General features: G+C 72.6%; 12 protein-coding genes. 3 read left to right on the top strand and 9 right to left on the bottom strand.

Annotated elements, in window-relative coordinates:
* Positions 1–668: 668 nt before the first annotated feature.
* On the top strand, positions 669–1667 hold the full coding sequence (gene trpS / locus ACZ4XJ_RS30985; RefSeq protein WP_362882171.1) for a tryptophan--tRNA ligase: 999 nt from the start codon (positions 669–671) through the stop codon (positions 1665–1667).
* A 35-nt stretch (positions 1668–1702) separates the two neighbouring features.
* Here the strand turns inward: trpS and proC are convergent, their stop codons facing one another.
* The 5 genes from proC to ACZ4XJ_RS30960 form a co-directional block, all read right to left on the bottom strand.
* The gene (proC, locus tag ACZ4XJ_RS30980; protein WP_362882169.1) at positions 1703–2512 is read right to left on the bottom strand and encodes a pyrroline-5-carboxylate reductase; all 810 of its coding nucleotides are present in this window, start codon (positions 2510–2512) and stop codon (positions 1703–1705) included.
* Between the two features lie 104 nt (positions 2513–2616).
* Positions 2617–3354, bottom strand: coding sequence for an ABC transporter permease (locus tag ACZ4XJ_RS30975; RefSeq protein WP_362882167.1), 738 nt, complete (start codon positions 3352–3354; stop codon positions 2617–2619).
* A complete protein-coding gene (locus tag ACZ4XJ_RS30970) occupies positions 3351–4226 on the bottom strand; it encodes an ABC transporter ATP-binding protein (protein WP_468498093.1) in 876 nt (291 codons plus the stop codon). The genes ACZ4XJ_RS30975 and ACZ4XJ_RS30970 overlap by 4 nt, the downstream gene beginning before the upstream one ends.
* A gap of 82 nt (positions 4227–4308) precedes the next feature.
* Complete coding sequence (locus tag ACZ4XJ_RS30965; RefSeq protein ID WP_468498092.1) at positions 4309–4884, bottom strand: hypothetical protein; 576 nt, start codon at positions 4882–4884, stop codon at positions 4309–4311.
* 203 nt (positions 4885–5087) lie between these two features.
* Positions 5088–5390, bottom strand: a complete 303-nt coding sequence (locus ACZ4XJ_RS30960) for a peptidase (RefSeq protein WP_362882164.1) — start codon at positions 5388–5390, stop codon at positions 5088–5090.
* A gap of 106 nt (positions 5391–5496) precedes the next feature.
* Between ACZ4XJ_RS30960 and ACZ4XJ_RS30955 the strand changes: the two genes are divergently transcribed.
* Entirely contained in the window at positions 5497–7641 is a 2145-nt protein-coding gene (locus ACZ4XJ_RS30955) for a serine/threonine-protein kinase (protein ID WP_468498091.1), read from the top strand.
* A 31-nt stretch (positions 7642–7672) separates the two neighbouring features.
* Here ACZ4XJ_RS30955 and ilvD read toward each other — a convergent pair whose 3' ends face one another.
* From ilvD to ACZ4XJ_RS30935, 4 genes are all read right to left on the bottom strand, one after another.
* On the bottom strand, positions 7673–9523 hold the full coding sequence (gene ilvD / locus ACZ4XJ_RS30950) for a dihydroxy-acid dehydratase (protein ID WP_468498090.1): 1851 nt from the start codon (positions 9521–9523) through the stop codon (positions 7673–7675).
* A gap of 127 nt (positions 9524–9650) precedes the next feature.
* On the bottom strand, positions 9651–10268 hold the full coding sequence (locus ACZ4XJ_RS30945; protein WP_362882158.1) for a TetR/AcrR family transcriptional regulator: 618 nt from the start codon (positions 10266–10268) through the stop codon (positions 9651–9653).
* Positions 10265–11074: a sugar phosphate isomerase/epimerase family protein gene (locus ACZ4XJ_RS30940; RefSeq protein ID WP_362882156.1), complete on the bottom strand. Its 810-nt coding sequence runs from the start codon at positions 11072–11074 to the stop codon at positions 10265–10267. The genes ACZ4XJ_RS30945 and ACZ4XJ_RS30940 overlap by 4 nt, the downstream gene beginning before the upstream one ends.
* A gap of 202 nt (positions 11075–11276) precedes the next feature.
* Positions 11277–12203, bottom strand: coding sequence for a Ppx/GppA family phosphatase (locus ACZ4XJ_RS30935; protein WP_468498089.1), 927 nt, complete (start codon positions 12201–12203; stop codon positions 11277–11279).
* Between the two features lie 62 nt (positions 12204–12265).
* Here ACZ4XJ_RS30935 and ACZ4XJ_RS30930 point away from each other — a divergent pair, with 62 nt between their 5' ends.
* Positions 12266–13066, top strand: a complete 801-nt coding sequence (locus ACZ4XJ_RS30930) for a DUF3109 family protein (RefSeq protein ID WP_362882152.1) — start codon at positions 12266–12268, stop codon at positions 13064–13066.
* The last annotated feature ends 45 nt before the right edge of the window (positions 13067–13111 follow it).

Here is a 13111-nt window from a genome sequence, read left to right as displayed (position 1 = left end):
CTGTGTTGTTCTGTTCTTGCGTTTCCGACTCTATCAGACTCTCTCGGGCCCGATTTCCTCGGTGCTTTCCAGGTCCTGCGCTTTCGCGCTTTTCCTTTCCGGCGATTCCGACTCTATCAGATCCTTTCGGGCCTGACTCCCAGTCAGCGGGGTTTGTCCTCCGGGCTGTTGGGCCCTTCCGACGAGTCAGACAGTAGCGGATTCCCTGCCCCCGAAGCCAATCGGCGGCTGCGTCCTGGGACGCGGATTCCTCATTCGCAAATACGCATGAAAACGAGACGACAGCTTGAGTCGTTCGTTCGAATGTGTAGTGCGGGATGGCTGTCCGGGGACCGACCGGGGTCGGCGCTCACTTCGGACAACTCGAAGGACCTTACGGATCCGGCACTGGTGTGTCAACCCCCGGCTGACCGGATGTGGACACCGGTGGACCGCCGGCGGAAAGTTCCGGCGTCGCGGGGGCCGCGGGGCTACGGTGGCTCCCATGACTACGCATGCGCTCACGCCCAGCCTCTGCTGGTGGGCCGCCTGACGGCGGCCGACCTTCCACGCGAGCACACATGCGTTCGGCCGCCGCCACGGCGGCCGTTTCTGTTTCTCCCCTCCCGGGAGTGGCTCGGTCGCCCGACGCGGCGGTCACCACACCACCCACAGAGGGAGAGCGGGACATGACGAGGATCTTCAGCGGGGTCAAGCCGACCGGACACCTGACCCTGGGGAACTACCTGGGGGCCGTGCGGCAGTGGGTCGCCGCCGAGCAGGAGCCCGATGACGCGCTGTTCTGCGTCGTCGATCTGCACGCCCTCACCGTCGAGCACGATCCGGCGCGGGTGCGCCGGCTCAGCAGGCAGGCCGCGACGCTGTTGCTCGCCGCCGGGCTGGGGCCCGAGAAGTGCACGCTGTTCGTGCAGAGCCACGTGGACGAGCACACCAGGCTCGCCTACCTCCTGGAGTGCACCGCCTCGGACGGCGAGCTGCGCCGGATGATCCAGTACCGCGAGAAGTCCGTGCGGGCGCAGGACGCCGGGGAGGGCGTGCGTCTGTCGTTGCTCACCTATCCCGTGCTGATGGCCGCCGACATCCTGGCGTACGACACCGCCGAGGTACCGGTCGGTGAGGACCAGCGGCAGCACGTGGAGCTGACCCGGGACCTCGCCGTGCGGTTCAACCAGCGGTACGGGCACACCTTCACCGTGCCCAGGGCCACGCACCCGCAGGTGGCGGCGCGGGTCATGGACCTCCAGGACCCGACGTCGAAGATGGGGAAGTCGCACGGGAGCGGTGCGGGGATCGTCTACCTGCTCGACGAGCCGGCGGTGATCCGCAAGAAGGTGATGCGGGCCGTGACCGACAGCGGCGACGACGGTGTGGTGTACGACCGGGCCGCGCGCCCGGGAGTGGCGAACCTCCTCGATGTCCTCGCGGCCTGCACGGGCGAAGAGCCGCAGGTGCTCGCGCGGGGGTACGCGCAGTACGGGCCCTTGAAGCGGGACGTCGCCGACGCCGTGGTGGAGCTGCTGCGGCCCCTGCGGGAGCGGCACGCGGAGATCTCCGCGGATCCGGGCGAGGTGGAGCGCGTCCTGCGCGAGGGGGCGGGGAGGGCGAGGGCGCTGGCGCGGCCGGTGGTGGACCGGGCGTACGAGGCCATCGGGCTGTTGGCCCCCTGATCCCGTACGCCCGGGTTCTCGTCGGGGCGGGTCGGTCAGCTGTTGCCGGAGGCGAGTTCGCGGCTGCGGTCGCGGGCCGCCTCCAGGGCGGCGATCAGGGCCGCCCGTACGCCGTGCTTCTCCAGCTCGACGATGGCGTTGATGGTCGTACCGGCCGGGGAGGTGACGGCCTCGCGGAGCTTGACCGGGTGCTCGCCGCTGTCGCGGAGCATCACGGCGGCGCCGATGGCGGCCTGCACGATCAGGTCGTGGGCCTGGGCGCGGGGCAGCCCGAGCAGGATGCCGGCGTCCGTCATGGCTTCGACGAGGTAGTAGAAGTAGGCGGGGCCGGAGCCGGAGAGGGCGGTGGCGGCGTCCTGCTGGGACTCCGGGACGCGCAGGGTCTTGCCGACGCCGCCGAAGATCTCCTCGGTGTGCTGGAGGTGGGCGGCGGTGGCGTGGCTGCCGGCCGAGATGACGGACATGGCCTCGTCGACGAGGGCGGGGGTGTTCGTCATGACGCGGACGACGGGGGTGCCGGCGGCGAGCCGCTCCTCGAAGAAGGAGGTGGGGATGCCCGCGGCGCCGCTGATGATCAGGCGGTCGGCGGGGAGGTGCGGTGCGAGCTCTTCGAGGAGCTTGCCCATGTCCTGCGGCTTGACGGTGAGAATGAGCGTGTCGGCGCGCTCGGCGGCTTCGGCGTTGCTGACGGCCTCGACGCCGTAGCGGGTGCGGAGCTCCTCGGCGCGCTCGGCGCGGCGGGCGGTGACGAGCAGCTTGCCCGCCGGTCGGCCGCCGCGGATCATCCCGCTGAGCAGGGCCTCGCCGATCTTGCCGGTACCGAGGACTGCGACTGTCTGGGTCATGCCGGGTTCACCTCGCCGAACGAACGTAAGGACGTACGGGCTCATCCTCGCACCCGGCCCGGGAGCGGCGGGTGGGCGTCCGGTCCGTGGGCGGTGGGGGCCGGTTACGGGGTGCGGCGGCGGAGGGTGGCCGCGCCGAGGGCGAGGACGAGCAGGGCGCAGCCGGCGACGACGAGGACGTCACGGACGAAGTCGGCGGTCATGTCGGTGTGGGTGAGGACCTGGGTCATGCCGTCGACGGCGTAGGACATGGGCAGGACGTCGGAGAGGCCTTCGAGGACGGGGTGCATGGTCTCGCGGGGTGCGAAGAGTCCGCACAGGAGCAGCTGCGGGAAGACGACGGCCGGCATGAATTGGACGGCCTGGAACTCGGAGGCGGCGAAGGCGGAGACGAACAGGCCGAGGGCGGTGCCGAGGAGGGCGTCGAGGAGGGCGACGAGGAGGAGCAGCCAGGGGGAGCCGATGACGTCGAGGTCGAGGGCCCAAAGGGCGAGTCCGGTGGCGAGGAGGGACTGGACGACGGCGACGGCGCCGAAGGCGAGGGCGTAGCCGGCAATGAGGTCGCCCTTGCCGAGGGGCATGGCGAGGAGGCGTTCCAGGGTGCCGGAGGTGCGTTCGCGGAGGGTGGCGATCGAGGTGATCAGGAACATGGTGATGAGGGGGAAGATCCCGAGGAGGCTCGCGCCGGTCGTGTCGAAGGTCTGCGGGCTGCCGTCGAAGACGAAGCGCAGCAGGGTCAGCATCAGGACGGGGACCAGCAGCATCAGGGCGATGGAGCGCGGGTCGTGGCGGAGCTGACGCAGGACGCGGGCGGCGGTGGCGAGGGTGCGGGCGCCGTTCATCGGAGGGTTCCTTCGGCGGCGAGGGCCGTCGCGGGGGCGAGGGCCGTCGCGGGGGCGAGGGCCGTCGCGGGGGCGAGGGCCGTCGCGGGGGCTTCGTCGACGAGGCGGAGGAAGGCCTCTTCCACGGTGGCGGAGCCGGTGCGGGTGCGCAGGGCTTCGGGGGTGTCCTGGGCGAGGATCCGGCCGTCGCGCATGAGGAGCAGGTCGTGGCAGCGCTCGGCCTCGTCCATGACGTGGGAGGAGACGAGGATGGTGGCGCCGCGGCGGGCGGTGAGGTCGTGGAAGAGGTTCCACAGGTCGCGGCGCAGGACCGGGTCGAGGCCGACGGTGGGTTCGTCCAGGACGAGGAGTTCGGGGGTGCCGAGGAGGGCGACGGCGAGGGAGACGCGGCTGCGCTGGCCTCCGGAGAGGTTGCCGGCGAGGGCGTCGGCGCGGGTGGTGAGGTCGACGTCGGCGATGGCGCGGGTGACGGTTTCGGCGCGGCGGCCGGCGGCGGCGCGGCCGGGGTCGAGGACGGCGGCGAAGTAGTCGAGGTTCTGCCGGACGGTGAGGTCGTCGTAGACGGAGGGCGCCTGGGTGACGTAGCCGATCCGGGCGCGGAGGTCCGGGTGGCCGGCGGGGCGGCCGATGACGTCGAGGGTGCCGGTGACGTGGGCCTGGGTGCCGACGACGGCGCGCAGGAGGGTGGACTTTCCGCAGCCGGAGGGCCCGAGGAGGCCGGTGATGCGGCCGCGGGGGACGTCGAAGGCGAGGGCGTCGAGGACGGTACGGGGGGTGCGGCCGGCGCCGCGGCGGACGGTGAGGTCGCGGGCGTGGACGGCGGGGGTGTCGGTGGTGAGGGAGACCGTTCCCTCCGGCAGTTTATTCATCATGTGATGAATAATGCTCCTGGCGGTGCCGGGGCGTCAATCGGCCGGGCACCGCGGGTTCGGGCGGGCTGGTGGGGAGGTGCCGCTACTTCTTGCGCTGGGGGCGGCGGGCGGCGGGGTTGCCCGTACGGGAGCTGCGGCGCCGTGCGAACTCGGCGACGGCACGCTCGTACTCGGCCCGGTGCAGCTTCTCGCTGGGGGCCTCGATCAGGCAGCGCAGGAAGTACGCGATGAGGGAGCCGATGAAACCGATCGCTTTCAGCCCCTTGAGGGCGGCCTCGTCGGAGGACGGGGCGGCGCGGCGGCCGAAGGACTCCCAGGTCTTGGCGAAGGCGATGGAGCTGGCGATCGCGAAGAGGATGACGACGGAGATGCTGAGGAACGGACCGACGTTGCCGATTTCCAGGCCCTCGTAGGCCAGGCGCAGCAGGTAGGCGCCGGCGACGGCGGCGACGAGCGCGCCGACGGCGACGCCGGCGCGGCGCGCGGCGTAGCCGTTGTCGTGGTCCACCCAGGTGGTCCCGAAGAATCGGATCGGCTCGGGGCGGGGGCCGGGGGCGGGCTCGGCGGACGGGGTGGTCCGCCCCTGACCGTCGGTGCCGCCGTCGGTGCCGCCCTGGCCGGGCTCCTGGTGCTGGTCTCGCTGCTCGTCGTCGCTCACAGCGGCGATTATCCCCCGGCGGGCCGCGCCGGCCGGGGGCGTCTCGCGTGGCGGAACGGGTGACGGGACGTTCACGGGACGGGTGAACGGGACGCGTCGCGGGGCGCGGACCCCGGGGCGGGTCGGCCCGGTCGGTCGCCCAGTCGCTCCGTCGCCCAGTCGCCCAGTCGCCCAGTCGCCCAGTCGCCCAGTCGCTCCGTCGCTCAGTCGCAGCGGCCGGCGACGTAGCCGTCGGTGCCGGTCTTCACGTACGCGTCGGAGACGAACCGGTTGTTGCCGATGCAGTCCCACAGGTTCGTGGTGCCGTACGGGCCGCTGACCGTCGTTCCGGGGCACTGGCAGCGGATCGTCACGTACCCGCCGAGCGGCAGGGTCTCGACGACCGAGTAGTTGGTTCCGGGGCCGTTGCGCACGTTGACGCGGTGGCCGGGTGCGAGCGGGTACGTCGGGAGGCCGGAGGCGGCGGTGAGGCCCTGTGCCTGGCTTGAATCGTTCTCAACGGACATGTGGAACATCCCCCCTTGGATGTGTCCCCGCGCAACGCGCGCGGGGTGACGAGCCCTTGGATGTTCCCACGGACCATCGACTAGGCTCCGGCGGGGGTGGTGAGCGGTGCAGTCGCGGCGTACGGACTACGCGGGTTTTCCGGAGTACGCCGGTCAGTACCGGCTCGAATCCGTACTCGGCTCCGGGGGCATGGGCGTCGTCCACCTGGCCGCCTCCAGCTCCGGGCTGAAACTCGCCGTCAAGGTCGTGCACGCCCAGCACGCGGTGGATCCCGAGTTCCGGGCGCGGTTCCGGCAGGAGGTCGCCGCCGCGCGGCGGGTCAGCGGGGCGTTCACCGCTCCCGTCGTGGACGCGGACCCCGATGCCGAGCGGCCCTGGATGGCCACCCTGTTCGTCGACGCCCCGACGCTGTCCGAGCGGGTACGGGAACGGGTGCTGGACGCCGTCGAGTTGACCCGGCTCGCCGCCGGGCTGGCCGAGGCGCTGCGGGACATCCACCGGGCCGGGGTCGTGCACCGGGACCTGAAGCCGAGCAACGTCCTGATGGCCCCGGACGGGGTGCGCGTCATCGACTTCGGGATCTCCCGCCCCGCCGACAGCGACCTGCACACCGAGACCGGCAAGCTGATCGGGACGCCGCCGTTCATGGCGCCGGAGCAGTTCCAGCGGCCCCGTGACGTGGGGACGGCCGCCGACGTGTTCGCGCTGGGCGCGGTGCTCGTGCACGCGGCGACCGGGCGGGGACCCTTCGACTCCGACAGCCACTACCTGGTCGCGTACCAGGTGGTGCACAGCGAACCCGACCTGACGCAGCTCCCGGCGCGGCTCGTTCCCATCGTGGCCCGCTGCCTGGCCAAGGATCCCGACGAGCGGCCGACCGCCGACGCGCTGATCGCCGAGATCCGGACCGTGACCAGCCGGACGGCCGAGGACACGCACTCGTTCATACCGCAGCCGCGTCGACCGGTGCCCGAGGACGAGCTCACGCACCTGCGCGACCGCGACCCGGTCCCCCCGTCGGCGACGGAGCCGCCGGCGGAGCCGCCGGCGGAGCTGCCGCCCGCCCGGCGGTGGGGGCGCGGGCCGCTGGTCGGTGGGATCGGGCTGCTGCTCGTGGCCGGCGCGGCCGGCGTCCACCTGGGGTTCGGAGCCACGGCCGCGCCCGTGGAGCGGCCCGTACCGCCCCCTTCGGCGCCGGTCGGCAAGGCCTTCGCCCCCTGGGCGGTGTCCCCGGGCGGGCACACCGCCGCCTGCTCGGCCGGGGGCGGCGGGCTCTTCTGCTCCGGACGGGGTCTGACCGCCGCCCGGCTGGACCCCGCCGACGGCGCGGTCACCTGGTCGGTCCCGGCCGGTACGCCGGGGCAGTCGTCGGCGGCCGCCGCCGCTCCCGTGCACGCCGGGGGGCTGGTCCTCGTGGAACCGCCGGGCAGCGAACGCCTCAAGGCCCTCGACCCCGCGAGCGGGGCGGAACGCTGGCAGCACCGGCTCTCCGGCGGTACCCGGGTGGTGGCGGCGGGGCAGCACGTACTCCTCGTCGCCGTCGACGGGAGCCTCGTCGCCCTCGACGCGGCGACCGGCGAACAGCGCTGGACCCGGCGCGGCGCGCCGGGAGCCAGCTGGTGGGGCGCCCCGGCGACCGGGCCGGGCAGCGCCGCGTTCTACTCCGCGACACCCGACCCGGACGGCAGGTCGACGCAGGTCGCCGAGGTGGACGCGGGGAACGGGACCGTGCGCTGGCAGGTCCGCACCGGGGGCAGGCTGCTGCCCGTCGGCACGGCACGCGGATCGCTCCACCTGCTCGACAACGACGCGGGAGCCCGCACGGGCGGCATCGTGCGGGTGGACCTGACGAGCCGCGCCGTGCAACGGGTCCACCTGTCGACGCCGCTCTTCGAAGTCGAGGCGGGCCTCGCCGGCGACGGCACCGTGTACTGCTTCGGGGCGCAGGGCGGGCTGGTCGCCGTCGACGCGACCAGGGAACTGTGGCGGCTGGAGACCGGGGCGGCGAGCGCCTCCCGGCCCGTACCCGTCGACGGTCGGGTCTACCTGACGGCGTCGGACGGCCGCCTGTTGGCGGTCGACGCGGCGGCCGGGCGGATCACGGGCCAGACGCCGCCCCGGATGGCCGCCGGGCAGCGCACCGTCAGCTCGGGCCTGCCCGCCCCCGTCGTCGCCGACGGGCGGGTGTTCGCGTCCGCGCCCGACGGGAACGTGTTCGCCGTGGACGCGCGGAACCCCGCCGGGTGGTGACGCGCCCGGCGGGGTGCGGAGCGGGTGGGGCTCAGCCCAGGCGGGACACGTCGCGGACCGCGCCCTTGTCGGCGCTGGTGGCCATCGCGGCGTAGGCGCGCAGGGCCGCGGAGACCGTGCGCTCGCGGTCCTTCGGGGCGTAGACGCCGCCGAGGGCCTCGTGGCGGGCGGCGAGGGTGGCGTCGTCGACGAGGAGTTCGATCGAGCGGTTCGGGATGTCGATCCGGATCCGGTCGCCGTCCTCGACGACGGCGATGGTGCCGCCCGAGGCCGCCTCCGGGGAGGCGTGGCCGATGGACAGGCCCGAGGTGCCGCCGGAGAAGCGGCCGTCCGTGACGAGCGCGCAGACCTTGCCGAGGCCGCGGCCCTTGAGGAAGGACGTCGGGTAGAGCATCTCCTGCATGCCGGGGCCGCCGCGCGGGCCCTCGTAGCGGATGACGACGACGTCGCCCGCCTTGATCTCCTTGCGGAGGATCTTGTCGACGGCCTCGTCCTGCGACTCGCAGACGACGGCCGGGCCCTCGAAGGTCCAGATCGACTCGTCGACACCGGCCGTCTTCACGACGCAGCCGTCGGCCGCGATGTTGCCGCGCAGGACGGCGAGGCCGCCGTCCTTGGAGTACGCGTGCTCGACCGAGCGGATGCAGCCGCCCTCGGCGTCGAGGTCGAGGGTCTCCCAGCGCTCGGACTGCGAGAAGGCGGTCGCGGAGCGCTTGCAGCCGGGGGCGGCGTGCCACAGCTCCATCGCGACGTCGGAGGCGGTGCCGGAGCGGGCGTCCCACTCGGCGAGCCAGTCCTCCAGGTTGTCCGAGTGGACGGAGGTGACGTCCTTGTTGAGCAGCCCGCCGCGGTGCAGCTCGCCCAGGATGGCGGGGATGCCGCCGGCCCGGTGGATGTCCTCCATGTAGTACGTGCCGCCGGGCGCCACGTTCGGGGCGACCTTCGACAGGCACGGCACGCGGCGCGACACCTCGTCGATGTCGGTCAGGTCGTACTCCAGGCCCGCCTCCTGCGCCGCGGCCAGCAGGTGCAGGATCGTGTTGGTGGAGCCGCCCATCGCGATGTCGAGGGCCATGGCGTTCTCGAAGGCCTGCCGGTTGGCGATGTTGCGGGGCAGGACCGACTCGTCGTCGCCCTCGTAGTAGCGCTTGGTGATCTCCACGACCGTGCGGCCGGCGTTCTCGTACAGGGCGCGGCGGGCGGTGTGCGTGGCGAGGACCGAGCCGTTGCCCGGGAGGGCCAGGCCGATGGCCTCGGCGAGGCAGTTCATCGAGTTGGCGGTGAACATGCCCGAACACGAACCGCACGTCGGACAGGCGTTCTCCTCGATGCGCAGGACGTCCTCGTCGGAGACGTTCTCGTTGGAGGCGTCGACCATGGCGTCGATCAGGTCGAGCTTGCGGACGGTGCCGTCGACGAGGGTGGCCTGGCCGGCCTCCATCGGGCCGCCCGACACGAACACGACCGGGATGTTGAGGCGCATCGCGGCCATCAGCATGCCGGGGGTGATCTTGTCGCAGTTGGAGATGCAGATCAGCGCGTCGGCGCAGTGCGCCTCGACCATGTACTCCACCGAGTCGGCGATCAGGTCGCGCGAGGGCAGCGAGTACAGCATTCCGGCGTGGCCCATGGCGATGCCGTCGTCGACCGCGATGGTGTTGAACTCGCGCGGGATCGCACCGGCCTCGCGGATGGCGTCGGAGACGATCCGACCGACGGGCGCCAGGTGGGTGTGGCCCGGGACGAACTCGGTGAAGGAGTTGGCGACCGCGATGATCGGCTTGCCGATGTCCTCGCTCGCTACGCCCGACGCGCGCATCAGCGCACGCGCGCCTGCCATGTTGCGGCCGTGGGTGACGGTGCGGGACCTCAGCTCGGGCATCGGGTTCACTCCCCATGAGTGCGGCCGGCCCGACGGACTCGGCCGCGACTGTAGATATGAAACAGTTACGAGGCTACGCCTGTCGCCCGCGATACGGACAGGGCGTCCGGATGCCGGGACGGACGGCTCATTCTTCGGTCAGGTACCGCTGGAGCGTCGGTGCCACGAGGGCCACGATGTCCTCAGGGTCCGCCGACGCCAGCGGCTCGACCTGGACGACGTAGCGCAGGATCGCGATCCCGACCATGTGCGAGGCGGCCAGCTCGGCCCGGAAGGTGGGCTCGGGCACGTCCAGATCGGCGGCGACCCGCTCCAGGACCCGGCGCAGGATCAACCCGCGCAGGACCTTCGCCGCCGCCTCGTGGGTGAGGGCCGACCGCATGACCGCGAGCATCGGGGCCCGGGTGACGGGGTTCTCCCAGACGCCGAGGAAGTAGCGGGCGAGCCGCTCCCCGATGCCGTCCGGGCCCTCGCCCAGCACCGCCGGGACGACCAGGGCGGGCTCCATGCTCAGCTCGATCGCGGCGGCGAACAGCTCGTCCTTGCTGCCGAAGTAGTGGTGCACCAGCGCCGGGTCCACGCCGGCCAGCTTCGCGACGCCGCGCACGGACGTCTTGTCGTAGCCGCGCTCCGCGAACACCTCCCGGGCCGCGAGCCGGATGACCTCCTGCGTACCGGGACCGTCCCCGACCTCGTCCTGCCGGGGCCGGCCGGGACCGCGACGCCGCTTCACGGGCTCGCTCATCGGCGCCGCGCCGGGTCCGCGAGGTGCAGCCGGGTGAAGGCCAGCGCCTCGGCGAGGTCGGCCTCGCGCTCGGCGGAGGACATCGCCCGCCGCGTGTTGACCTCGATGACGATGTGCCCGTCGAAAGACGTACGGGCCAGGCCGGCCAGCAGCTCCGCGCAGGGCTGGCTACCCCGGCCGGGCACCAGGTGCTCGTCCTTCGCCGATCCGTTGCCGTCGGCGAGGTGGATGTGGGCGAGCCGGTCGCCCATCCGGTCGATCATGGCGTTGGCGTCCGTACGCGCGGTCGCGGTGTGGGAGAGGTCGACGGTGAAGTGCCGGTAGTCGTCCTTGGTGACGTCCCACTCCGGGGCGTAAGCGAGCATCTCGCGGTCCCGGTAGCGCCACGGGTACATGTTCTCCACGGCGAACCGGACGTCCGTCTCGTCCGCCATCCGCCAGATCCCGCCGACGAACTCCCGCGAGTACTGCCGCTGCCACCGGAACGGCGGGTGCACGACCACGGTCGAGGCCCCGAGCCGCTCGGCCGCCGCCCGGGCCCGCTGGAGCTTGATCCACGGATCGGTCGACCACACCCGCTGGGTGATCAGCAGGCAGGGGGCGTGGATGGCCAGGATCGGTACGTGGTGCTGGTCGGACAGCCGGCGCAGCGCGTCGACGTCCTGACTGACCGGGTCCGTCCAGACCATGACCTCCACGCCGTCGTACCCGAGGCGCGCGGCGATCTCGAAGGCGGTCGCCGTGGACTCCGGGTAGACGGAGGCCGTGGAGAGCGCGACTTTCGGGATCCGGACTGGTTCTGCCACGGGGACAGATTACGGGTCCCCCGCCGCCGGGGTCGGGGGGCGGGGGCCGGTGGCTTCGGGGTGGGGGTCACCGGGATGGACGGGGTCGGGGGTGGGCGGTGCACCCCGCGTCCGGGTCGGTGGGGTCGGCGGGAAGCCCCCGAACCTCCCTGATCCGGGTCGAGGACACTCCGCCCGCCCCGGATCCCCGCCGCCCGACTCCCTACGGCAGGTGGTCCAGTCTGCGGAGGATGACGCCCTCGCGGAGGGCCCAGGGGCAGATTTCCAGTTCGTCCACGCCGAAGAGGTCCATCGTGGCTTCCGCCACCAGGGCGCCGGCCAGGAGTTGGGAGGCGCGGCCTTCGGAGACGCCCGGGAGGGCCGTGCGTTCCAGGGTGGTCATCGACGCGAGCCGCGGGACCCATTCGACCAGCGACTTCCGGGTCAGGTCGCGCTGGATGTAGAGGCCGTCGGCCTCCCGGGCCGCGCCCGCGATGCGGGCCAGCTGCTTGAAGGTCTTCGACGTGGCCACGACGTGGTCCGGCAGGCCGGAGCGGCTGAACTCGCCGACGGTACGGGCGATCTGGGCCCGGACGTGTCTGCGCAGCGCCTTCACGTCCGCCGGGGCCGGCGGGTCGCCGGGGAGCCAGGCGGACGTGAGCCGGCCGGCACCGAGGGGGAGGGAGACGGCCTTGTCGGGGTCCTCGTCGATGCCGAAGGCGATCTCCAGCGAGCCGCCGCCGATGTCCAGCACCAGGAGCTTGCCGGCGGACCACCCGAACCAGCGCCGGACCGCCAGGAAGGTCAGCCGGGCCTCGTCCTCGCCGCTGAGGACGGGCAGGTCGAGGCCGGTCTCGGCCTGGACGCGGGCGAGGACCTCGTCCGCGTTGGTGGCCTCGCGCACCGCGCTGGTCGCGAAGGGCAGCAGGTCCTCGCAGCCCTTGTCCTCGGCGGCCTGCACGGCGTCGCCGATGACCGTGACGAGCCGGTCGATGCCCTCCGGGCCCACGGCGCCGTGCTCGTCGAGGAGCTCCGCCAGCCGCAGCTGCACCTTGTGCGAGTGCGCGGGCAGGGGGCGCGCGCCGGGGTGCGCGTCCACCACCAGCAGATGAATCGTGTTCGAACCCACGTCAAGGACACCGAGTCTCATACGAGAAACGCTACTGGGCGGGACGCGTAGGGGTGGAGTAAGGGGCGCTTAGGCTTGGGTTTGTGCCAAATACGAAGAAGGCCAACAAGACCCGCTCGAAGAAGGACAAGGGCAAGGAGCCTGACGAGAAGGGCCTGGACTTCCCCCGGGCCTGGGTGGAATTCCCCGATCCGGCGGACGACGAGCAGGTCTTCCGCTGCGATCTGACCTGGCTGACCTCGCGCTGGACCTGCATCTTCGGCAGCGGCTGCCAGGGCATCCAGCCGGGCCGCGCCTCCGACGGCTGCTGCACGCTCGGCGCGCACTTCTCGGACGAGGACGACGAGAAGCGCGTCGCGGAGCACGTCGCCCGGCTCACGCCCGAGGTGTGGCAGTTCCACGACGTCGGCAGCGAGGGCGGCTGGACGCAGTTCGACGACGACGGGGAGAAGCAGACCCGCCGCTGGGACGGCGCCTGCGTCTTCCTGAACCGGCCCGGGTTCCCGGCGGGCGCGGGCTGCTCCCTGCACATCCTGGCGCTCAAGAGCGGCCAGGAGCCGCTGGAGACGAAGCCGGACGTGTGCTGGCAGCTGCCCATCCGGCGCACGTACGACTGGATCGACCGCCCGGACGACACCCGGATCCTGCAGGTGTCGATCGGCGAGTACGACCGGCGCGGCTGGGGTCCGGGCGGCCACGACCTGCACTGGTGGTGCACGTCGGCGACGTCGGCGCACGGCGCGGGCGACCCGGTGTACGTGTCGTACCGACCGGAGCTGACGGAGCTGATGGGCAAGGAGGGGTACGAGGCCCTCGTCGCCCTCTGCGAGGCGCGGCTGGCGTCCCTACTGCCGATGGCCCCGCACCCGGCGGACCCGGCCTGACGCGGGAACCCGGCCGGGCGCGGAACCGGCCCGACGCGGGACGCG

The organism is Streptomyces sp. NPDC029836 (genome assembly GCF_055574495.1).
Note: the sequence above shows the minus strand (reverse complement) of the source record. Positions and strands in the feature narration are given on the sequence as shown.